The organism is Paenibacillus cellulositrophicus (genome assembly GCF_009363095.1).
Classification (GTDB): domain Bacteria; phylum Bacillota; class Bacilli; order Paenibacillales; family Paenibacillaceae; genus Paenibacillus_AQ; species Paenibacillus_AQ favisporus.
The window spans coordinates 5,514,059-5,535,554 of the sequence record NZ_CP045295.1 but is presented as its reverse complement, the minus strand read 5'-3'; the positions used below and the strand labels follow the sequence as shown (position 1 = coordinate 5,535,554).

The window sequence follows — 21,496 nt, the reverse complement described above, 5'->3', positions numbered from 1 at the left end:
TGCTAGTAAATGTGCAGTTAGGACTACTCCGGTCTGAAAAAGAGGGTTCCATCTGGCGATTAGTCTTGTTCATCTAAAATAAAAACGAAGCGTTAAATACCGCTTCGTTTTTTTAAACCTTTTTCAATTAATGCGAAAAAAGTGAAAGAATCTTTTTCAATCTTTATGATTTTGAATAAAGCTTACGAGCACTTGCTGTACCCGCAGTTGCCGCAAGTTTTGCAGCCCTCGATATTGATCAGCGCCGCAGCCCCGCAGGACGGGCACAGGTCCACCGACGCCTTCGGCGCATCATGGCTGTGCGAGTGTGTGCCGCCATGGTCCGCCGTCTCCGGTGCCAGCGTAGCCGCCACGGGAGCAGGCTCTGGATGATCTTCGTCGATGCCGCTCTGCACATGCGCTTCCAGCGCCTTGGCGACCGCGTCGGCGATCGATTCCACGCGGTTGACGCCAAAGCCGATCGCGCCAGACCCGCCGATGCCCTTCAGGTGCTTGATCAGCAGCTCCACTTTGTGGCCATGGTCGCCGTAGCGGAGGAACAAGGAGCAGACGCGGCCCAGCGCTTCCGCCATGGCGAACACATCGGAGCCTGCCTTGCCTACGTTCAGGAAAATCTCGCTCGGGATGCCGTCGAGGTCGTTGATCGTAATGTACGCCATGCCGAACGGCGTATTGATCTTATAGGTTGCGCCGCGCAGCACCTGCGGCCGGCGCTTGTACTGCTTATCCACTACAGAGCTCTGGCTGCTTGCCACGGCAGCAGCTACCTGGGCACCCGCCTGCTCTGCGGCAGCCGGTACAGCAGCCTCAGTAGCAGCTGTTTCTGCAGCCGGAGCGGCCTTCGCTTCGCTCTTGTCTTCCTTCTTCTCCGTTTGCAGCACCTGCACGTCGCGGCTGCCGTCACGGTAGATCGTCACGCCCTTGCAGCCAAGGTCGAACGCCAGCTCATACAGCCGCTTCGTTTCTTCGACCGTGAAGTCGGCCGGGCAGTTCGCGGTCTTCGAGATGGAACTGTCGACCCAGCGCTGAATGGCAGCCTGGGCCCGGATATGGTCTTCCGCCGTCAGATCCATCGCCGTCACGAAGTAATCCGGCAGTTCTTCGCCCGGATGGGCGTCCAGCCAGTCCTGGGCAATCGGCACAAATTGTTCGTCGAAGCCGAGTCGGCTCTGACGGAAATATTTAAACGCGAAGTACGGCTCGATACCGGTCGACGTGCCAACCATCGTTCCCGTGCTGCCGGTCGGCGCCTGGGTAATGACGGTCACGTTGCGCATGCCCTTCTCACGGATGGCCGTGCCGACTTCCGGGAACGCTTCGGTCATATTTTTCATAAATCCGCTCTGCAAATACGGATCCGCGTCAAACGCCAGGAACGAGCCTTTCTCTGCCGCAATGTCGGCCGATGCCAGGTACGCTTCGCGGGCGATAAAGCCGTACAGCTTGTCGAGGAACTCGAGCGATTCCGGACTGCCGTACCGGATGTTCAGCTTGATCATCAGCTCCGCCAGACCCATCGAACCGAGGCCGATCCGGCGCTCCTTCTTCTGGTTTTTCTCGTTTTCTTCAAAATGGTACGGCGTCGTGTCGATGACGTTATCCAGGAAACGCACGGAGTAACGCGTCACCGTCGCCAGTTCGTCCCAATCCACATCATGATTCTCTTCATCATAGAACTTGGAGAGATTCATCGCGGACAGGTTGCAGACGCCCCATGCTGGAAGCCCCTGCTCGCCGCACGGATTCGTGCAGATGATCGGGTTGAAGTACCAGCTGTTAGACATCTGGTTGTAATATTCCATAAAGACGACGCCCGGCTCGGCTGATTTCCACGCCGATTCGATAATGGTATGCCAGATTTCGCTCGCCTTCACCGTCCGGTACGGAATGACGGCATGGCCGCCCTGCTTCCATTTCTCAAGGTCGCCGTCCCACAGCTCGTCGTAATCCGGATCTGTCGTATCCGGGAATACCAGCTCCCAGTCCAGGTCCTCCTTGACTGCCTTCATGAAATCATTGCTGACACAGACGGAAAGGTTGGCGTTCGTCACTTGTCCCATCGTCTGCTTGACCGTAATAAAGTCGAGCACGTCCGGGTGCCAGTCGTTGATCATGAGCATCAGCGCGCCGCGCCGGCTGCCGCCCTGTTCGATCAGGCCGGTCGTGTAGCTGAACAGTCCGCCCCAGGATACCGCACCGCTCGAGGATCCGTTCACGCCCTTGACCACGGCTCTGCGCGGACGGAGCGAGGACAGATTGATGCCGACACCGCCGCCCCGCGCCATAATTTCGGTCATCTCGGACAGCGTCGCCATGATACCGCCGCGGCTGTCCTTCGGCGAAGGAATGACGTAACAGTTAAACAGCGTCAGCTCGTCACTGGCACCCGCTCCGGCAGCAATCCGCCCGCCCGGAACGAGCTTCCAGTCTTCCAGAATGTAGCGGAACTTCTCTTTCCACTCGGCCTGCAGCTCCGGCGTCGGCTCCGCCGATGCCATGGCTCCGGCCAGCCGCTCCCACATTTCCTCAGGCGTCTTCTCGATGTTCAGCGTCAGCTTCTCGACGTCCGTCTCCACCAGCTCGCCGCGGCGTGTTTTTACCGTCGCCCGTTTCCCCTCGCGCGATACGATCTCGCCGACTTCCTTTGTCGGAAACTTCGGATCATCCTTGGTCAGTACGAGAACGACATCTCCTACTTTAGCGTGATTCGGGTCCGGGTCCTTCCATGCATACCGGTCCAAAAAGATTTTTTCGCTTAACCCCTCAAGCTTCTGTTTGCTTTGAACTTGATTCACTGTTACATTCTCCTCCCATGACTGGTTCTGCCGAACGAATCGGCTCCGGTTCCGATCAGCGGATATTGTCGGTCTGCCGCCTGCGCTAAAAGTGCCGGTTCACTTCCGGGAAAGGCCTGTATGTAGCCGAGTTCCTTCCATTCAATAAACGAAATATCCCCATTCAAAACGCAAATCCGCTCGTCATGTACCATATATTGTGTGCATCAATGATTATACTATACCACATATTGTTACTCCACGCCTTAATCTTGAAATTTAGACCACGAAAGCTCTTCACTCTGGGACAACCTTTGCTTTTCTCCGCCAATCTCACTTTTTTGCCTCGGTTCCTTTGAAAAAAATTGTGAAAATCAGCGGATGCCTTCATCCATACGGAGGTTATGAACTCTCCAGTTTACGTGCATACTACTGTTACGCGAGATTACGAACCTATGAAGGAGGTACAAGGCTTGAAAACTTCTCATCTCGGTAGCGGGGCGCAGGCCGGGGACCTTCCCGTTCCCCTGAATATTGACCGCAGCTGGCTGGATAACCTCGAATCCCGCCTGGATAAAGGCGGCCCCTGGGGTGACTTCCGGCTGTTTCAGCTGGCCGTTCAAGGCGAAGAGGCGCGGCTTGTGACGAGCTTTGACGAGCTGCAGTGTGTGAAGCATTTGCAGGACCTGTCCCCCCTTCCCCATCAGATCGACACGGCGCGGAGAGTGCTGTTTGAGATGTCCGGCAGAGCCATTCTGGCCGATGAGGTCGGACTGGGCAAGACGATCGAAGCGGGACTCATTTTAAAAGAATACATGGTGCGCGGGCTGGTATCCAAAGTGCTGATTCTGGTGCCCGCCTCCCTGGTGCTTCAGTGGGTACGCGAGCTGAACAGCAAATTCGGCATTCCGGCGGTCGCGCAGAAAAAGGCTTATTCCTGGCATTCCGACGTCGTCGTCGCCTCCATGGATACCGCCAAGCGCGAGCCCCACAAGGACATGCTGATGGAGCAGGAATATGACATGCTCATTATCGACGAGGCGCACAAGCTGAAGAACAAGAAAACGACGAACTATCAATTTATCCAGAAGCTTCGGAAAAAGTACTGCCTGCTGCTGACCGCGACGCCGGTTCAAAACGATATGAGCGAGCTCTTCAACCTCATTACGCTGCTGAAGCCCGGCCAGCTCGGGCGGCAGGGGGATTTTGCGGCCAACTTCGTCGTCGGCAAACGGCAGGCGAAGAACGAGAACCAGCTCCGGGACGAGCTGGCGAAGGTGATGATCCGCAACCGGCGCGGCGAAGGTCCTGTGCAGTTCACCAAGCGGACGGTACGCAACGTCAGCCTGCAGCTCTCTCCTGAGGAGCAGGCGCTGTACGACGGTGTGACTTCTTTCGTCAAGAACCAGTACAAAGCGTCCGGGGGCAACCTCAGCAGCATGCTGTCTCTGGTCACGCTGCAGCGCGAGGTGTGCAGCAGCCGGGACGCGGTGTTCCTGACCCTCGTGAACCTGTCCAAGAAGATTCCGGACGACTCCCCGCTCACCGCCGAGGTGTGGGAGCTGGTGAACGCGATCCGGAACATCAAAGCGAACACGAAGGCCGAAAAGACGATCGAGCTGATCAAGGACATGAACGAAAAGGTCATCGTGTTTACGGAATACCGGGCGACGCAGGAATACCTGCTTCAGTATTTTCAAAAACACGGCTTGTCCTGTGTACCGTACCGCGGCGGAATGAACCGGGGCAAAAAGGACTGGATGATGGACCTGTTCCGCGGTCGGGCCCAAGTCATGATCGCCACCGAAGCCGGCGGCGAGGGCATCAACCTGCAGTTCTGCCACCATATGATCAATTTTGACCTGCCGTGGAACCCGATGCGGGTGGAGCAGCGGATCGGCCGCGTCCACCGGCTCGGGCAGCAGAACGACGTGAAGATTTACAACCTGTCCACCACCGGAACGATCGAGGAGCATATCCTGAACCTGCTGCACGAAAAAATCAACATGTTCGAGTCGGTCATCGGCGGCCTGGATGTCATTCTGGAGCGTTTCGAGAAAAAGGAATCGTTCGAGAAAAGCCTCTACAAGCTGTTCCTCGAGTCGGAGTCGGATGAGGAAATCCGCAGCAAGGTCAGCTCGCTCGGGCAGTCGCTTGACCAGATCAAGCGCGAGATCGAATACGAAGATGCGGAAACCGTCATTGAGGAGGAAGCTTGATGAGCCTGTCCCCGCAGGAAGTTCAGAAGCAAGTGCTAACCTATCTGGAAACGACCGAATGCAGCATTATCGAGAAGTCTCCTTATCACGTGACCGTCAAGCTGTCACCGCAGGCGGACAAACAGCTGACCAACCGCCCCTACTACTGGGGCTTTATTGAACGGACTGGGGCGGAGCCGGAGACTCTCTCCTACACCTTCGTCTTTGATCCGGACCAATATAACGAACAGGCGGCCAAAAACCCGCCGCCTTCAACGCAGCCCCAGCCGCAGGACAGCATTCTGTCGAGGTATTTCGGGGTGAATCCGGCAGGGCCGCGGATCGGCCCGGGGCGGATTCCCCGTGAAGACGTCACATACGGCAGCAGCCGGCTGCAGCAAATTTGGTCCGTAGCCCGGCAGGAGGGCTCCTGCGTGTACCTGTTCGAGCAGCCGGGCCCTTTGCAGCGGGAGACGCTGTTCTCCGCCCCCTACGAGCCGTGGCTGGGCGTCTGCTTCAAGGTCGAGATGACCTGCGACGTGAAGAAAGAAGCGCTCCACTTCATCGGTATCTCGCTGGTGACCGGGCAAATCGACCAACAGTTTGCCCGGCGTCTGGAGACGCTTCAGCTCGGGCCGCGGCTTCCCGAGAATATCCATATCCAGCCGGGAAGCCTCTCGCTCGCAGGCGCGGCCAATCTGCTGGAGAAGCATATGAAGGGACTGCTCGCAGTCGAGGATTACAGCTGGGCGGAAGCCGCCAGGGAGCGCCTTAGGGATGAGCTTGCAGTGATCGACATGTATTACGAAGACCTCCTGAAGGAAACCGAGGAGGAGAAGCTTACGGCCATCCGGGAGCAATACGACAACCGGCGCAGCGAAATGACATGGCAGTATGAACCCAAGGTGAACCTGTCCGCCATAACCTGCGGTCTGTTTCACTTAAGATCCATCCGTCCATGAGCATTTGACCTCCCTCGCTAAAAGAAGGCAAAAAAAGACCCGTGCCCGCGCCCCAAAGCCCGACACCTTGCAACAGCCTTTTTACGGCTTGTCCGATACAATGATGTCAATAAAGCTCTGAAATCGAGGAGGGTGAATGTGGTGAGGATGGTATCTCTCGCTTTAAAAGTGACGGCGTTGACCTGTGCCGTCAGCTGCGCCTTGCCGGCCTGGGGTTCTGCGGTCCCGCAATCGGCCGCAGCGGTCGGCATCGCTGCCGCCAAGGCGGCAAGCCCAGCGCGGACGGCCTTGCTTCGGATCGCATCAGGATCGGTCATGCAGGCGGTGCCCGCGCCGCTGGAGAGCTTTGCCGGCTCCGTCATCCGCGAGCTGTCCGTGCAGTCCGAGTTTCAGCAGTGGGTCGGCGCCGCCATCGACTATTACCCGCTAGGGCCCGGCACCCACAGCTGGCTTGCGATCGTTTCAAAGGATAGCAAGCAGCTGGGATATTTAATATTCACCGCCAGGGAGGAAGGCGGATATATGCTCAGCGAGTACGGCAGCGGTCCAGCCATCCCTTACAGCAGCGATGCGCTCCATGACCGGCTTGCTGAGGATGGCCTTATTCCTGATCACCCCGGCCTCCCCGCAAACGTTCAAATCCAAGCTCAATATTCGGCCATGCTGCCGGTTTGGAAAGTGACCCTGCCCGGCAAGCCAGCGATGTACATCAATGCGCTGACTTTGGAGCTTCTGCCGGCAAATGCCGTTTCCGCCAGCACCGCCTCCGTTTCTAAGACAGCAGTCGTTACCAATCAGAACGGTCTCCGGCTCGAGGCATCGTCACCTGCTGCGAAGATAGATGGCAACGATCCTTATGACGACCTGCTCTGGATGACCTCCCCCCGGCTGAACATCCGCCGCGGAGACGATCTGCTGAAAGCAGTCGCATCCGGCGGCAGTCTGATCTTCACCGCTCCCGGCCGTAACGCGTCCTATGGGGCGCCGTTTGCGGTAAGCGGGATTCAGACATGGTCTCCAGCCGCAAGCGCTCCTGTGGTCAGCTATGCGGCCACAGGACGTGCCGGAACCCGGTACCTCCCTGTCTCCATGCTGATGGCTGCCGGAGAATTTCATGCCCGCCCCTAGATCCGCTGCATGATTATCTGTTCCTGCCCTTATCGCGTTTCCTTCCCAAAAAGAAGCGGACCTCGTATCCACACGAGGTCCGCTTCTTTCATTTTCGTTCAGTCATGTATCTTGATTTTTCGCCGCTTGGGATGGCGTTTGTCAGCCGTCCGGCCTCCCCATTGGGACAATCCGAACGGGATCATGCCGAACCATTTGACCGTCCACGGCTCTTTATATTTTTGCTTCCTTCGTTCTTCCTTGGGTGTTTCCATGTAGTTGACGACGCGCTCTGTAATGTATTTTACAAGTTCATCTCCACTGGCCATTTCCATTCCCCCCACAATGCCAAATTACAGCTCTGCTATGCTCTTAGTTTGCACAGAGATATTGTAATTTAAACGGAGGAGTGCGGACGGTGCATTTTTTACCGTTTATTGCACATTCTAACTTCGACATCAATTTTTCGCTCAAATCCCGTTTAACGAAAGGAGGGCCATCCTTTATGCCTATCAAAAGCTTGATCGCCGCCATCCTCCTGATCCCGGCAATGTTGTGCGCAGGCAGCTCGTCTGCTTGGGCCGCAGGCCCCGGTGACCAAAGTACAACCGCCTATCCGGAGCATCCGGCTTTTCCGCATGAAGTTATTATCGTGGATGCAGGACATGGCGGTGTCGACGGAGGGACTTCATTTCAGAACATTCTGGAAAAGGACATTAACCTTGCCATCGCCCAGAAGCTGTTTATGCTGCTGCGCAGCCAAGGGTACGACGCGGTCTTGAACCGGACGGCCGACTACGCCCTCAGCGACGACAATCACTGGCTCCGCAGTTCCTCCCGCCATAAACGCGATCTCGCGCAGCGCAAGGAGCTAAGCCATCAGCTGCCGACCCTGATCGTCGTGAGTCTTCACGTCAATTGGGGCCGCAATCCTTCAAAGAACGGGGCGCTTGTGCTTCACCAGAACGAAGGGCGCAGCGTCCTGCTTGCGGACAGCATTCAGCAGCAGCTTAACCCGCTGTACCAGACGAAGGGAAACATCCGGCTGGGAAGCCCGTTTTACCTGCTGAACCAGGTCAAAGATCCTGCGGTTATCGTAGAGACCGGATTTCTCAGCAATGCCGCAGACCGGGCGATGCTGTGCAATCGGCGCGGGCAGCTCAAGATCGCGCAGGCCATCGCGAACGGAATCAATTATTATTTGACGGCAATATAGGCGCCGGCTTCCAATCCCAGATATCCCGGACGAGATCGCTGATTCCTACAAAAGATACGGAATTCTGCATACTGGTGATGCTTTGGCGAATGGCCTCCGCCGTCTTTTCCCCCTGCACGCCGACATGACCGATCGTTACACAGTTCTGATGTTCGCTCGCCCAGGTTTCAACGGCTTTCATTTGTTTGCTGACATGGCTGACCGTGTGTCGGTCGTCCAGAAATATGTTGTTGGCCACCGGAGGCATTCCCATCTGAACGGCCAGCTTGCCGACAACGGAATGGTAGTTGGTCTTGCTGTCCACGAAGAACAACCCGCGTTCGCGGCAGACCTCCAACACGATGGACATGATCCGTTCGTCTCCGGTAATCTTCGATCCCATATGATTGTTCATGCCGACCGCATACGGCACGTTATCGATGGCTTCCTCCACCCGTTGGCGAATTTCCTCATTGCTCATATTGGAGGTAATGGCGCCTGGACCTAGCCACTTGGGGTTGCCCTGCTTGGGCTCCATCGGCATATGGACAATGACGTCATGCCCCTGTTTATGGGCCAGCTCCGCGTCGGCTTTACTGGTAGGAAGAAACGGCATGATGGCCACGGTCAATTTAATCGGCAGGGACAGCATTTCTTCGGTTCCCCCTTGCCCGTTCCCGAAGTCGTCGATGATGATCGCAACCTTTTTATCCGGCTTCATGTCACTTTGCCGCTTGTCTGCTGCGGGCTGCTCCGCTTGCTCGTTGAAGACCCGCTCCGCCGCCAGTGATCGTTCCCCATCCGCGAAGGCGGTTTGACCAGAAAGCGCAACCGTAAGCGCCAGTCCCGCTGCCGCAATATTCCGCCAGCCGTGATGCAGCTTATTGAAAGATGATGTACTCAAGCAACTTCCTCCTTTACTCGGTATCTCCACGATGTGGTTTCATTGTTTGAGGAAGTTGGAGGAATTATGTATAGCAAAAATCCCCGTTTCGCCCCTCTCAGGAAAGTTACGGGAATAATAAATAACACAAAAAGGCGTCCCCGTTGTTCAAAACGGGAACGCCTTATGTATGTATGCGGTCGAGAGGACTCGAACCTCCACGGGGGGTTAGCCCACACGGACCTGAATCTAGCGCGCTAAAGGGAACCAAGCGGAAAAAATGTCCCTTTAGGGGAACCAAGAAACCGCGAAAAGCCTTATATTATCAAGGGTTTCGGTGTTTTACATCGCCTCTTTTTAGTGCCATAAGGCGTCTCAGGAAATCATCAAAAAGTGATTCAAATCGGACGTTTGAGAGAACTCGGAGAGAACGACAGATAAATCAGCCCTGCTCCACTACCATCGACAAATTTTAGCGGAGCATATTAAATAGAATTAATCATTTCACTTGTATTATACCGTGGCGACCTAATTGCTGTTGTTGCTATTTGCTTAGTTGTTCCGGAGGACCAGGATATGAATTGAAATTTATTCCAATAGACTTGATGAGCCGCACCCAAACCGGCGTTGCTCCCATCGAATAATGACTCATCTAAATTCAACTTAGCGTTTTCATGAGTGCGCGGAAGATGAGTCATAATTAAGACGTCTGCATCTTTCAGAAACGAACTTTGCTTTCAATCCGAGATTCGAAACGATCAGTTCAAACGCAATGCTGTAGACAGCATCATCAATCAAAGCCCCGCAGCGGCTAAGAATTGCGAGGCCTTATAACCATTCCTTATAGCTTTCGATATTGCAACCAACACCATTCCGATCCCTTTGAACCAGACCTTTGAAGTGGTTTACAAAAGCGTTGAACAAGTCGGCCATCTTGTCCCAGTTTTTAAAATAATCAGAGTATGTTATTTCAACCAGCCATATTACCATTGCGACATTGATATATTCGCCGATTCCGCTCTGACAGACGGCTTCTGCTTCGCTTATGACACTTCGCCAACGAGCGAACCTGGCTTTGCTCTCATCGTCGCAAGAAGAGGAAATCAGAAAGTCCAAGTATCCTCTGAAGTTTCCAAACGGGGCGTATTCCGTCTCGCCGTATGAAATCATGTCGACCGACTCAGAGGAAGCAGCGATGGCAGACGATGGATGCGGCTGTGTTGCACTAGGGCTGTACGTGCTCACAATCTTCCCGTTCATGTTCAAATTCTGTCCCATGATATTCGGCAAAGTAGCTGTATACGGCAAACATCACGGCAAAAATAAAGCAGACTGTTGCGATATTAAGCCACAGGACTGGCAATACCCTGAGCTGCGCTCCGATTGAGGCCGGCTTCCGGTCGTCTGCTACGGTAGGAACCATTAAGGCGATTCCCAGACGAGCGCTCCCGTTCACAACTGGCGAGAAAATAAACGCAGCCTCAAGTGAAAACTGATCCGCAACGTACGATGTCATCGGGATACCTAGTACCATGCCCAGACTGACCCCAAGAAATACTTTCGCGCTTGCCTGTGCAACCCGCTCTTTATCCGACAATACATCAGCCAATGCAAAAGCGATAGAGAAATTAACCGGATGAAACAGCGCAGAAACGATTCGAAATACCAGGTGAATCGGAAAGGTCGGCGCAAAAGCCGAAGCAAGGTTGGAGACGGCAAAAAGCGCAGGAATTCCGATCAGTTCCCTTTTCCGGTTCAGTCTGGACATCATGAAGGCCGCAAGCTGCCTGGCGTCGCGTCTGATCCTCCGTTAAAGCTCCCCTAAGCAACTTTCGTTTCGACTGTTTCCCGTTGCTTGAAACTGAGTAGAAGGCTCGCTGCGCTCACCGCAATGAGCAAGCAAGCCAGCACCCGAAAACGGCCGGCCGTAATATCATGGCCAAATACAAGCCCCAGCGCTACGGAGGACAAAATCGATCCCATATAGCGCGAAGCCTGAAATAAACCGGATGCCGTTCCGGTCGTCTCCAGCGGCGTCGAACGGATCATCGCAGTTTGTAAAGCGACGTTGTTCATCCCGTAGCTGACCCCGACCAACATGAGCACGACAGCCATTACCGGCAATACGGCGCCTACGAACAGCGTTGCTAGCAAGATCGACGCCGCCAGCATACATACCGTTCCCGCAATTAATGGTCGCCGAAATCCCCAACGATCGATCCAGCGACCGGCCACAAGCAAGAGTTGACTTGTAGCGAAATATTAGTACAATAGTTTTATGACTACTCAAATAATGATTAATGATGAACAAAGGGTCAAAATATTTAAGGCATTAGCTGATGAAACAAGACTGGATATCATTCGAACTCTGTACGCCAACAAGAAGGAGATGAATTGCGGAGAAGTAATGCACATTCGCGATACATCGAAATCGAATACTTCGTATCATTTACGTACTTTAAGGGAGGCGAAATTGATCAAGGTACGAAAGGAAGCTCAAACGAAGTATATGAGTATTGATGTAGAGACTTTTCATGTTTGCTTGCCTGGATTTCTGGATACGTTGTAGAAGGAGATCCTTTTTTTTTTTCATTAGTTCAATATTATTTGAACTATAGAACTAACTACAAAGGGTGAATAGAATGATCAAATTAACTGCTTTATTTTTCCTCATCATGTTTGTTATCGGTACGGATACGTTTTTGATTTCTCCGCTCATCCCCACTCTTCAGAACTTGTTTCATATCCCGACCGAATATTCCGGTTGGATGGTGGGGGCCTATGCATTAGGTTATGCCATTTTTGCACTGATTGCTGGACCGCTTTCCGATGGATGGGATCGAAAAAAAGTAATGCTCTCCGGCATGGTCTGCTTCTCGGTTTCAACCATGTTATGCGGCTTTGCCACAGGTTTTTGGTCGATGTTCTTATTCCGTTTTTTAGCCGGAGTCAGCGCAGCATTTACGGCGCCTCAAGTCTGGGCCTCAATCCCTGCTCTGTTTCCAACGCCAAAAATCGCTAAAGTATCAGGAATCGTCATGGCAGGCTTGGCTGCATCCCAAGCGTTCGGCATCCCTATTGGAAGTCTGCTAGCCTCAACCCATTGGTATTATCCTTTTTTTACAATCGGTGCATGTGCATTATTGGTGGCGGTATTCATCTTCTATGCTTTGCCCGAAATGAAACCGAATCAAGGCCAAAAAACCAAGACTCCGATTTTCAGTAGATACATCCCACTATTGAATAGCCGAATGGCGAGAACGGCTTTCCTCGCTCATTTCTTATTTCAATGCGGATTCTTTGCTGCCTTTTCTTTTATTGGAAAATGGGTAACGGATCGCTTTTACCTTTCAATTGATCAAGCGGGGTACGTGATGTTTTTTCTTGGTCTCGGGAATATAGTCGGGAGCTTTGGCGGTGCCTATGTGATCAAAACATTAAACCGTTTCAATACGCTGGTTGTGGGCTTTCTTGTCTCTATCGCATGTTTTATTGTTTTGCCTCACTTGCCATCGGTTGCGGCTTTCGAAAGTGTTTACTTTTTCATATTCGTTAACATGGGGATTGCTTTTCCGCTAATATTGGGAATGCTGAATTCATTAAATCCGACCATCCGCGGCACGATCTCCAGCTTGGCAAATTCAATCATGTACGCTGCGACAACGCTCGGTTCTTGGATCGCAGGCCTGATTTACGCGACGTTTAACGGTTTTTCAGCCATAGGCATGTTTGCGGCTATATGTTTTGCCAGTTCGTTGTTATCTTTTATATTCAGCGGTATTTTGACCAGTCACGCGAAGACAAAGAAGGAGTTTGCATCATAAAATGCAATTCATATGGATATTCTAAATCTTTCAAAAACCGTCGGATTCATTGATTGTAGTGTTTTAACGAGAACCAAAGTCTTGTGGCCTATGCAACAAGTACTTGCATGATCCTTCGTGGAGATAAAGCAAAGGGATGGTAGCGATGTTCATATGAATTAAATCCTTTATTGAAAGGTAATATATAAATTCCTATTCTCGTACAATTTTGAGATGTAAGCAGTGCAAATCACTTTTCTCACTACGCTGGTTTTTACGCTGCATGATGGCTAATGGATATGCTATAATACAGCCTAATTGTAAGCATAAGGAAATCACACGAACTTAACGGAGGATGAATAATGTCATACGGAATTGTAGCTTATCAAGAAAAATATCATGATAGATTAGTGGATATTTGGTATAAGGCTGTTGTTCATACCCATACATTTCTGACGGAAAAGGATATTCAGTTTTATCATGACATGGTTAAAAATGGAGCTCTAAAAGAAGTAGAGATTTGGGCGGAAGTTAACGAAAATGCAGAACTTACAGGGTTTATCGGGCTTGACGGAACCAAAATAGAGATGTTGTTCGTTGACCCAAAATACCACGGAAAAGGTATAGGCAGCAGATTAATTAATCACGCTATAAAAATAAAAGGAAGGAATCTTCAAGTTGATGTTAATGAGCAAAATGATGGAGCGTACGCATTTTACAAAAGGCTTGGATTTGTACGGGTTGGACGATCGGAACTAGACAACTCAGGTCAACCATTTCCTCTACTTCACTTGGAGTTAAAAAGTTAAGCTCTAACGGAGAACGTTAGCTCAATAAACAGCGGCAGTCTATCCCGAAAATATCGCTCCGCAGAACACCTAAAAAGGCAGCAACAGAGTTGCCGCCCTTTCGAATAAATCCGTGAAGGTCCTAACGTGCATCTCTAAAATGTTAAAAGCCGAAATTGACGGAGAAGGCATACCTTCAAAAGGCGTACCTCAAGGTGGTCTGTTATCGCCGCTTCTATCAAACATCGTTTTGAATGAACTGGATCAATGGGTAGCTGGGCAATGGGAGCTGTTTCCCATGAATCAGTCCTACGAAACACGATCAGGCGAGCTGTACGCAAAGAAGCGCTCCACTCTTAAAGAGGGGTACATCGTCCGCTACGCGGACGACTTCAAAGTACTTTGCCGGGACTGGAAAACCGCCCAAAAGTGGTATCATGCCGTCAGATTATTCTTGAAGGACCGTTTAAAACTGGACTTATCGCCGGAGAAATCTCAAATCGTGAACCTGCGCAAACGAGAATCCGAGTTTCTGGGTTTCACGATCCGGGCGAACAAAAAGGGCAACAAACGGGTAGCACATACCGGCATCAAAGCCAAAAACAGGCGGAAGATCAAGGAAGAAGCCAAAGCTCGCATCCAAAAGCTAAAGGCCTCTCCAACCGCCCAAAACGCGCTACTGTTCAATAGTTTTGTGTTAGGGATCCATAACTACTTCAAATGGGCGACACATGTCAACCTCGAGTTCTCACGCCTTGCTTATGAATTGCGTGCCTTCATGTTCAATCGTCTAAAACAAGTCGGAAAGTACGAGCATCCTGAGAATCCTCCACCGACCTACAAGAAATTTTACGGCCGTGGTTGCAGGACGTTCAAATTGGCTAATGTGTACCCGTATCCAATCGCAGATGTAAAAACAAGTAACACCATGTGCTTCAGTCAAAACCTTACCCCTTTTACGGCGGAAGGAAGAGAACAGATACATAGAAAGTTGCGACCGGATATCCAACGGGAACTCGTAAAGCTGATGGAATCAGACCTTCCGAACCGAAGTGTCGAATATAGGGATAATCGAATGAGCCGCTACAGCATGAAGATGGGGAAATGCGAAATTACAGGTGTTCATCTTTTTGCGAAAGACGTTCACTGCCACCACTACGTACCCCTTCATCTCGGAGGCAGCGATAAATTCAGCAATCTGCGCATCCTCCATAAAGAGGTTCACAGATTAATTCATTCGACACTCAACGAGACGATTGACGTGCTCAGATCCAAAACGGCTTCACCGAGCCTATGGTTCAGTTGATCAACCAGTACCGCAATAAATGCGGTTGGAACCGATCTGACTTTTTCTTTCTTGGGGTAACGTGGAACTTATGATTTAGTACATTCATTTAGATGGAACGCCGGATGCTGGGAAACTGGCACGTCCGGTTGAAGCAGGGGAAAAGCTGGAGATCACTTCAAATGCTTACCTATTGCGACCGTTAGTTGATTGTCGGATAGGTCTGTTGATGATTAATGCGATATAGCAAAGGGGAGTAAACATGCCATATATCAACTTACAGGTAACCAAGGGCGTGAATCGTGAGCAAAAGGCGCAGATAGTTAAGCAATTTACGGAAACACTTGTAATTGTTCTTGGTAAAAAGCCAGAACATATTCATATCGTTATACAGGAGATCGAAGAGGAGAATTGGGGGTTTGAAGGTGTACTAACCGATGACTACCGAAAGAGAGAAAAATGAAAATTTTTACAGCGTGGACATTTATTCAATCCTCTTTAGGAGAAGTTCGCCTCCGCGGTAGCTTCGCTTCTTAGCTTGTTGAAGTAACGGATTACATTAACTCAATACATCATGACGGCAGCCGGTCAGAACGATCGGCTGCCGTTTCTCAACTAACGGGCAGCATAATTTAAGACTATGTGTCCAACGTCTAGCCGACAAGCGCTTCGACCTGACAAGGATAGGAAACGTCGGTAGGAACGGCGAGCACCTTACCTCCCAGAGAATAATTACATCAGCCGCTACTTGGAGTTCTTTCGCACGTCGCGTCCCTATTACGCCATTGGCACCTTCCCGACCGAGCCTAATCGAAGCGGCGCAGCCCATCCCCGTACCGCCTCAGTGAGGATCGCTGTCCGGTCCTCTAATGTGGAGTGAGCACATTGCCTTTTTTTAATCCTCTCTTGACTTTTTGTAGACGACCGGTCTATTATAAACAAATGAACAACATGAATTCTAAACCTTCCCAGCTGCATGATGCGCGGGAAAAGCTGTTGCAAGTCGGTCTTGAGTTGATTCAGAAAGGAGGCTACGGCGCTTCTTCGATTAAAGATGTCGTGACCGAAGCAGAAGTGCCCAAAGGGTCCTTCTATTATTACTTCGATAGCAAGGAAACGTTCGCCAAGGAAGTGATTGAACGCTATGCGTCGACGGCAACCTCCGAACGGACACAATTGCTGGCGGATCGGGACATTCCTCCGCTTATACGGTTGCGGCGTTACTTCGAGACGTATATCCAATATTTTGCAGATGCCCGGTACAAGGAAGGTTGTCTGTTCGGCAACTTGAGCTTGGAAATGTGCGATCATAGCGAGGTGCTTAGGGCACCCGTCGTTGCAGGATTCCAGGATTGGGAGCAAGATTTGCGGGCCGTATTGCAGGAAGCAAGCGAGGTGAGACAAATTCCCGCACCGTTCCACGTTGAAATGTTGGCAGCTTTTATCCTCAACAGTTGGGAAGGCGCCCTCGTCAGAATGCGCGCCGAGCAAAGCGTAGCGCCATTGCAGTTGTTCATCACGACGGTATTCGATCAAATGTTGCAAGCCAAGGTATAAGCGAATTTGAAGCTATACCTTTCTGTTTATTCATTTATAGACGACCGGTCAACTAATATGCAAAAAAAGGAGAAAAGAATAAAATGAAACTCAGTATTCTTGGCAACGGTAGTGTAGGCCGCAAACTGGCTGTATTATTCAATGACGCCAACCATCAGGTAATCGTCGGTGCGCGTTCCACGCCTTCTGCATCCGAACATTCGGGCATTCAATACGTCACCATCGAAGAAGCTGCCGCGCAAGGCGATGTCGTGATTTTAGCAATTCCTTACATTGCTTCTGTCGAGGTGTTGCCTCAATTGGAAAGTACATTGGCTCAAAAAATCGTCATTGACTGCATGAACCCGCTTCATTCCGACTGGTCTCCGCTCGATCTAGGCGAGCGTACGTCCGCCGGCGAAGAAACGGCGAAACGGCTTCCACAATCCAGAGTGATCAAAGCTTTCAACACGACGTTTGCCGATATTATGTCGCCAGATCGAATCATACGGAACGGCAGCCAGGCAACGGCTTTCGTTGCTGGCGATGAAGCGGAAGCGAAGAAGATTGTAATGCGACTCGCCGAGGAGATCGGATTCGCCCCGCTGGATGCCGGCGCGCTAAGCAGCTCAAAGTATTTGGAAGGAATGGCGCATTTGAACATCCGGATCGCGGTTGGGCTTGGCGGAGGCACAGATGCCGCATTCCTGTATCATCAAGCGAAGTAGCGTGCTCGGCTACCGGCTCACCGCCGCACCCCCTGCTATCCGCTCCCCACTCAAGTTAACACCAAAACCTCAAATAAAGATATGTTGAATTTTCATGGATACTCGCTGAGTAATCAAAAAGAGGCAATAGAACGTTTTATGAAGAATTAAAATAAATGGTTCGGTAACAAATCCCGCCGTTTATTAATAAACCAAAGAAATAAAGAAGTAATGGCATATGCTCGTGGCTTTCTTTTGTTGTACCTCGTTGCGGATGCCTCTGCCGCGTTGAATCGTATCATATAAAAGCTAGTTCATTGCGCTAACGGATACGTTAGCGCAATGATTTTAAACAACTTTATTTCTGACCCGGCCTGCATCGTAGGCCGGGTTTACTGCATTTCTTGCGACCATTTTAAACTTTATTATAAGGAAACATTTTTTGCTTTTCAGCTTTCGTTTTTCCAGATCAGATAAAGCTTCAGGGTCGGTTTCGCCAGCGATCATCGCTTCAATCATTGCACGTCCTGATTTCCCGAGCACATTGCTGGCAACTGAGGAAAGCTTTATGTTTTCGCCTTCAAGCACCTTTTGAATGCGGCTGACTTCTCGAGCTCGCTCTTCTATGAGACTACGGGGGTAGCGAATCAATTCCCTGAGTCCTCGTTGCTCGTAGTTCGGGATAATGCTACCCTTCAATAGACAATGCCGGAGCAACCCAGCAATCCATTTCGCACACCCCTTGCTTATTTCATTGTCGAAGTTGCTCGAATCTTATTTAAATGCCGTAAAACCCCCTTCGTTTTGCCCTTTGAGCAGCTTCCCGAATTGTTCGCGTGTCGAATTTGCGGATAATATTCCGCACATGCGATTTCATCGTATTCGATGAAACACCAAGCAGTTCTCTGATGATCGGTTGACTATACCCCCAACCTATAAATTTCAGAATATCTTGTTCAGTTCGGGTTAGCATACAAAGCAATTCTTTGTGTTTTATATGTCTAATCTCATTACGAAGGATTTTTGCAGCATCCGCATGAAGGGATGATTCCCCATGAAATGCTTCTTTGACAGCACTTATTATGTCTAGATAGTTACACTTTCTAATGAAATTTATCGTTCCTGCTAAAACTACATCCATGATAATTTCCCGATCATCCAGAGATGACAGAACAATAATTGGTAACTCCTTTTTATGGAGAATTTCTGTTATGGTGTCTAATCCTTCTTGCTGAGTTGAGTTTAACATGATATCCAAAACCATTACATCTACCTGTAATTGAATACTTGCTTGAATCGCTGTTTCTTTTGTAGAAACAACTCCTGATACTTTCATATCCGGCTCAGAATTGATTAACATAGCAAGACGTTGTTGCCAACCGCGGTCACTGTCAGCTATTAATACCTTAATGTTCTGGTTCTCTCTAAGAATCAGTTCTCTTATCTCTTCTGAATAATTTTCCAATCCATTCATAAACAACAACCTCCTTTCCATTGTAAAAACACAAACAGACACTGCCCCCTCCGAGCTGTGTCTGTGTTTCAACATGGCTTATTTCGAGAGGATAACCCGGCGGGCGATGAAATCGTAAACATGTCCAGCATAATTAGTAAGATTGACTTCGCTGTATCTCGACTTTCTGTGCAGTTTTAACTCGAGCTCAGCGTTATGATGTCTTCCTCACCCCACGACCCAAAACGACAATAGCAAAAGCTATGACGATAGCCAGACCGGCGGAGGTCATAACGGCGGACAAACCGGCATTGTTCAGGACGAATGCACCGAGTACGGCTCCCACGCCGGAAGATGAGTTGAACACGGTCGTATACACGGCTGACGCCGGTATCGCCGCCTCCCCACCTGTTCGCAATACCCATGTCTGGATACCAATAAAAAGTATCGAGACTGCCGTGCCCCAAACAACGAGCAGAGCCAGTACTGGCCATACCCCGGAGCTGAACCCGAACGTGCCCAGACCAATGAGCGATATGCACATAAGCAGTAGTGATACGGCGATGACCGTCTTCATGAAGCGGTCGATCAGCGCCCCGGTAAGCACATTTCCGAGCAATCCGGCGACCCCGAAGCCAAAGAGCAGAGCGGCGATCATTGCGGGAGCAATGCCAGGGACGTTTCTCAGATACGGCTCGATGTAGGTGAACGCGCCAAAATGCGCAGCTACCGTGAAGATCGCCACTGCATAGACACGCCACAACTTACCGCTACGCAGGACACAGGCCAAGGTGGTGAATCCGACTGATCCTGAGGTCTTTATTTGCGGCAGTACAATGACCATTAACAGAGCCGTGAGTATGCAGGCCGCGGCGAGGGTACCAAATGCCAAACGCCAGCCCCATGTCTGTCCGATCAGGTTGAGCAGCGGAACACCCAGCACGTTCGCAATCGACATGCCGCCGAAAACTATTGAAGTCGCAAGGCCCGTCCGGTTCGGAGGAGCCATCTGTGTCGCAAGCGCGGCCACCATTGCCCAGAAAACGCCATGCGACAACGCCCCGATAACCCGCGCCAGCATCAGAATCGGGAACGAATGGGCGATCATAGCAAGTCCGTTCGCGGCTGCCAGCACCAGCATCAGCCCGATAAGTAGCGGCTTGCGCGGGAACTGGTTCGGCAGTACGGCGGAGAGCAACGCGCTGCCTGCGCCAATCAGTGCATATGCCGTCACGATGAGTCCTACTGTTGCGGGACTGCGCCCAAGATCGGAAGCGATAGACGATAGCAGTCCGATCGGAGCGAATTCGGTGGAAACAACAGTAAACATAGCAATTCCGAGAACAAGGATCGCTAGCCAACTACGAACGCTGGCTTTTGACGGTTCGGCTTGATTCAAAGCAACCTTAGACATAATATTCCTCCGTATTGATCAGTCATATTAAATACCAATTGGTACATAATTGAGATAATAGAAAAGCAGCGTGCAGCTGCTCTTAGATAATACGCAAAAGTCCTGCGATAGTGGGCTGAGTGCCGTTACGGGCAGGCATTCGGACTGACAGCTGAGTCCCGCCCTGGAGACGTTTAATTCACGAAAACTTTCTGACCCTCCTGGCTTTGCCGGTCGAGACGATAGCTGACTACAGCCAGCAAGGATGCGGCGACTGCCACGATACCTCCGGACCAGGATACATCGATCAGCTTCATGTTCGTTGTCACCCATCCTCCTAGCGCCGATCCGACCGCAATGCCGACATTGACGGATACGGGTGTAAGCGACGAGGCCAAATCCCGAGCAGCCGGAAAATGTCGGTCGGCCAAATCGATGAAATATAATTGCATCGTGGAATTCATCGCATAGAGGACCAGGGCAATAAAGGAGATGCTGACCAATCCCCCGACCAGCGAACTCGCGGAAACATACAGTGACGCGAGAATGACGGCCTGAATCAGGAACACATACCGAAGCTTACTGATCCCATCCCGTGCGGCCAATTTTCCGCCAATTAACGTACTGAAGATGGACACGACTCCATAAAGCAGAAACACTAAGCTGATATACCTTTCTGGAACCCCGAGCACCTCTTGCAGCAAAGGCGTCAAATATGCGTATACAGTATAAGTCGCGGCAATGCTGAAGGCCGGAATGAAAAATGCGATCACAATACGTGGATGGGCGAGCAGGCCGATCTGATTTTTCAAGGAACTCCGCGTCCCTTTCAGCCCCTTAGGAATGGTCGCCGAGCTGAGAATCAAGGAAATAACGCCCAACAAGGCGGTGAATCCAAACGCCATCTGCCAGCCACCCCATTGCCCGATAGAAATGCCGATTGGCACTCCGATAACACTGGCAACGGTAAATCCTGCAAAAACAATGGCAATAACCGCCCCCCGCTTTTCGGCAGGCATCGTTTCGCTGGCAACCGCCATCGCGAGCGCGATCAAGACGCCGGTTATGACAGCTGTGATGATTCGGGAAACAAGCAGAAGTGCATACGACTCAGACAGGGCGGTTGCGATATTGCCGGCAATAAAGATGGAGATCAACGTCAGCATGAGCGGATATTTGGCAAACCGGCTGAACAAAGCCGTCAAGAACGGGGTGCCGATGGCAAACGACAAGGCAAACGCCGATACAAGCGCCCCAACCGTTGATATGGCGAGTTGCAATTCAGCCGCTACTTCTGTAAGCAGCCCAACAATAACAAATTCGCTCGTCCCCAGCACAAAGGTTAATAGAAACAAATTCAACGTCAATAACTTTTGGTGTCTTGTCAACACTCCCACCCTCTCTCCCCCTCC

General features: G+C 51.1%; 20 protein-coding genes and 1 pseudogene. 11 read left to right on the top strand and 10 right to left on the bottom strand.

All coding sequences use genetic code 11. The features are described 5' to 3' along the window. Positions 1-182: 182 nt before the first annotated feature. Positions 183-2,795: an adenosylcobalamin-dependent ribonucleoside-diphosphate reductase gene (locus tag GCU45_RS25375; protein WP_152401405.1), complete on the bottom strand. Its 2,613-nt coding sequence runs from the start codon at positions 2,793-2,795 to the stop codon at positions 183-185. A 452-nt stretch (positions 2,796-3,247) separates the two neighbouring features. Here GCU45_RS25375 and GCU45_RS25370 point away from each other — a divergent pair, with 452 nt between their 5' ends. The 3 genes from GCU45_RS25370 to GCU45_RS25360 all read left to right on the top strand — a co-directional run bounded on the left by GCU45_RS25370 (position 3,248) and on the right by GCU45_RS25360 (position 7,062). Further along, entirely contained in the window at positions 3,248-4,993 is a 1,746-nt protein-coding gene (locus GCU45_RS25370) for a DEAD/DEAH box helicase (protein ID WP_397351431.1), read from the top strand. Then, a complete protein-coding gene (locus tag GCU45_RS25365; protein WP_152401401.1) occupies positions 4,993-5,934 on the top strand; it encodes a YqhG family protein in 942 nt (313 codons plus the stop codon). Before GCU45_RS25370 ends, GCU45_RS25365 begins: the two co-directional genes overlap by 1 nt. Before the next feature lie 141 nt (positions 5,935-6,075). Further along, a complete protein-coding gene (locus GCU45_RS25360; RefSeq protein ID WP_152401399.1) occupies positions 6,076-7,062 on the top strand; it encodes a hypothetical protein in 987 nt (328 codons plus the stop codon). 98 nt (positions 7,063-7,160) lie between these two features. On the opposite strand, the gene GCU45_RS25355 is transcribed toward GCU45_RS25360, so the two are convergent. Beyond that, positions 7,161-7,370, bottom strand: a complete 210-nt coding sequence (locus tag GCU45_RS25355; protein ID WP_152401397.1) for a YqzE family protein — start codon at positions 7,368-7,370, stop codon at positions 7,161-7,163. 221 nt (positions 7,371-7,591) lie between these two features. On the opposite strand from GCU45_RS25355, the gene GCU45_RS25350 reads away from it, so the two are divergent. Beyond that, positions 7,592-8,257 (top strand): N-acetylmuramoyl-L-alanine amidase, encoded by a 666-nt coding sequence (locus GCU45_RS25350; protein WP_425281305.1) that lies wholly within the window; start codon positions 7,592-7,594, stop codon positions 8,255-8,257. Here the strand turns inward: GCU45_RS25350 and GCU45_RS25345 are convergent. The 4 genes from GCU45_RS25345 to GCU45_RS25330 all read right to left on the bottom strand — a co-directional run bounded on the left by GCU45_RS25345 (position 8,232) and on the right by GCU45_RS25330 (position 11,354). Beyond that, positions 8,232-9,140: a divergent polysaccharide deacetylase family protein gene (locus GCU45_RS25345; RefSeq protein ID WP_244364245.1), complete on the bottom strand. Its 909-nt coding sequence runs from the start codon at positions 9,138-9,140 to the stop codon at positions 8,232-8,234. The two genes, GCU45_RS25350 and GCU45_RS25345, sit on opposite strands and share 26 nt — an antisense overlap. Positions 9,141-9,947: 807 nt before the next feature. Next, entirely contained in the window at positions 9,948-10,379 is a 432-nt protein-coding gene (locus GCU45_RS25340; protein WP_152401393.1) for a hypothetical protein, read from the bottom strand. Further along, on the bottom strand, positions 10,345-10,890 hold the full coding sequence (locus GCU45_RS25335; protein ID WP_152401391.1) for an MFS transporter: 546 nt from the start codon (positions 10,888-10,890) through the stop codon (positions 10,345-10,347). Before GCU45_RS25335 ends, GCU45_RS25340 begins: the two co-directional genes overlap by 35 nt. A gap of 50 nt (positions 10,891-10,940) precedes the next feature. Continuing rightward, positions 10,941-11,354, bottom strand: a complete 414-nt coding sequence (locus tag GCU45_RS25330; RefSeq protein ID WP_244364665.1) for an MFS transporter — start codon at positions 11,352-11,354, stop codon at positions 10,941-10,943. Positions 11,355-11,397: 43 nt separating this feature from the next. Here GCU45_RS25330 and GCU45_RS25325 point away from each other — a divergent pair, with 43 nt between their 5' ends. The 7 genes from GCU45_RS25325 (at position 11,398) to GCU45_RS25290 (ending at position 17,259) form a co-directional block, all read left to right on the top strand. Then, on the top strand, positions 11,398-11,688 hold the full coding sequence (locus GCU45_RS25325) for an ArsR/SmtB family transcription factor (RefSeq protein ID WP_152401387.1): 291 nt from the start codon (positions 11,398-11,400) through the stop codon (positions 11,686-11,688). 73 nt (positions 11,689-11,761) lie between these two features. Beyond that, on the top strand, positions 11,762-12,943 hold the full coding sequence (locus tag GCU45_RS25320) for an MFS transporter (RefSeq protein WP_152401384.1): 1,182 nt from the start codon (positions 11,762-11,764) through the stop codon (positions 12,941-12,943). 341 nt (positions 12,944-13,284) lie between these two features. Next, positions 13,285-13,731, top strand: a complete 447-nt coding sequence (locus GCU45_RS25310) for an acetyltransferase (RefSeq protein ID WP_152401382.1) — start codon at positions 13,285-13,287, stop codon at positions 13,729-13,731. A gap of 139 nt (positions 13,732-13,870) precedes the next feature. Then, on the top strand, positions 13,871-15,016 hold the full coding sequence (locus tag GCU45_RS25305; protein WP_167527220.1) for a reverse transcriptase domain-containing protein: 1,146 nt from the start codon (positions 13,871-13,873) through the stop codon (positions 15,014-15,016). A 241-nt stretch (positions 15,017-15,257) separates the two neighbouring features. Beyond that, complete coding sequence (locus GCU45_RS25300) at positions 15,258-15,458, top strand: tautomerase family protein (protein ID WP_152401380.1); 201 nt, start codon at positions 15,258-15,260, stop codon at positions 15,456-15,458. A 422-nt stretch (positions 15,459-15,880) separates the two neighbouring features. Further along, positions 15,881-16,552: a TetR/AcrR family transcriptional regulator gene (locus GCU45_RS25295; RefSeq protein WP_152401379.1), complete on the top strand. Its 672-nt coding sequence runs from the start codon at positions 15,881-15,883 to the stop codon at positions 16,550-16,552. 83 nt (positions 16,553-16,635) lie between these two features. After that, on the top strand, positions 16,636-17,259 hold the full coding sequence (locus GCU45_RS25290) for an NADPH-dependent F420 reductase (protein ID WP_152401377.1): 624 nt from the start codon (positions 16,636-16,638) through the stop codon (positions 17,257-17,259). A 417-nt stretch (positions 17,260-17,676) separates the two neighbouring features. On the opposite strand, the pseudogene GCU45_RS25285 reads toward GCU45_RS25290, so the two are convergent. The 4 genes and pseudogenes from GCU45_RS25285 to GCU45_RS25270 all read right to left on the bottom strand — a co-directional run. Then, positions 17,677-17,973 (bottom strand): annotated as a pseudogene (locus GCU45_RS25285) (IS110 family transposase); the annotation flags it as partial. A gap of 43 nt (positions 17,974-18,016) precedes the next feature. Then, positions 18,017-18,712, bottom strand: coding sequence for a response regulator transcription factor (locus tag GCU45_RS25280; RefSeq protein ID WP_167527219.1), 696 nt, complete (start codon positions 18,710-18,712; stop codon positions 18,017-18,019). Positions 18,713-18,905: 193 nt separating this feature from the next. Further along, the gene (locus GCU45_RS25275; RefSeq protein WP_152401373.1) at positions 18,906-20,105 is read right to left on the bottom strand and encodes an MFS transporter; all 1,200 of its coding nucleotides are present in this window, start codon (positions 20,103-20,105) and stop codon (positions 18,906-18,908) included. A gap of 173 nt (positions 20,106-20,278) precedes the next feature. After that, positions 20,279-21,472, bottom strand: a complete 1,194-nt coding sequence (locus GCU45_RS25270) for an MFS transporter (protein WP_152403311.1) — start codon at positions 21,470-21,472, stop codon at positions 20,279-20,281. Between the last annotated feature and the right edge of the window lie 24 nt (positions 21,473-21,496).

Bases quoted from the DNA above. Each gene is read 5' to 3' on its own strand.
- GCU45_RS25350 (WP_425281305.1), top strand. From the start codon at position 7,592: ATGTTGTGCGCAGGCAGCTCGTCTGCTTGGGCCGCAGGCCCCGGTGAC.
- GCU45_RS25280 (WP_167527219.1), bottom strand. From the start codon at position 18,712: ATGAATGGATTGGAAAATTATTCAGAAGAGATAAGAGAACTGATTCTT.
- GCU45_RS25340 (WP_152401393.1), bottom strand. From the start codon at position 10,379: ATGAACGGGAAGATTGTGAGCACGTACAGCCCTAGTGCAACACAGCCG.
- GCU45_RS25355 (WP_152401397.1), bottom strand. From the start codon at position 7,370: ATGGCCAGTGGAGATGAACTTGTAAAATACATTACAGAGCGCGTCGTC.
- GCU45_RS25305 (WP_167527220.1), top strand. From the start codon at position 13,871: ATGTTAAAAGCCGAAATTGACGGAGAAGGCATACCTTCAAAAGGCGTA.
- GCU45_RS25300 (WP_152401380.1), top strand. From the start codon at position 15,258: ATGCCATATATCAACTTACAGGTAACCAAGGGCGTGAATCGTGAGCAA.
- GCU45_RS25365 (WP_152401401.1), top strand. From the start codon at position 4,993: ATGAGCCTGTCCCCGCAGGAAGTTCAGAAGCAAGTGCTAACCTATCTG.
- GCU45_RS25325 (WP_152401387.1), top strand. From the start codon at position 11,398: ATGACTACTCAAATAATGATTAATGATGAACAAAGGGTCAAAATATTT.
- GCU45_RS25290 (WP_152401377.1), top strand. From the start codon at position 16,636: ATGAAACTCAGTATTCTTGGCAACGGTAGTGTAGGCCGCAAACTGGCT.
- GCU45_RS25320 (WP_152401384.1), top strand. From the start codon at position 11,762: ATGATCAAATTAACTGCTTTATTTTTCCTCATCATGTTTGTTATCGGT.
- GCU45_RS25335 (WP_152401391.1), bottom strand. From the start codon at position 10,890: ATGATGTCCAGACTGAACCGGAAAAGGGAACTGATCGGAATTCCTGCG.
- GCU45_RS25275 (WP_152401373.1), bottom strand. From the start codon at position 20,105: ATGTCTAAGGTTGCTTTGAATCAAGCCGAACCGTCAAAAGCCAGCGTT.
- GCU45_RS25310 (WP_152401382.1), top strand. From the start codon at position 13,285: ATGTCATACGGAATTGTAGCTTATCAAGAAAAATATCATGATAGATTA.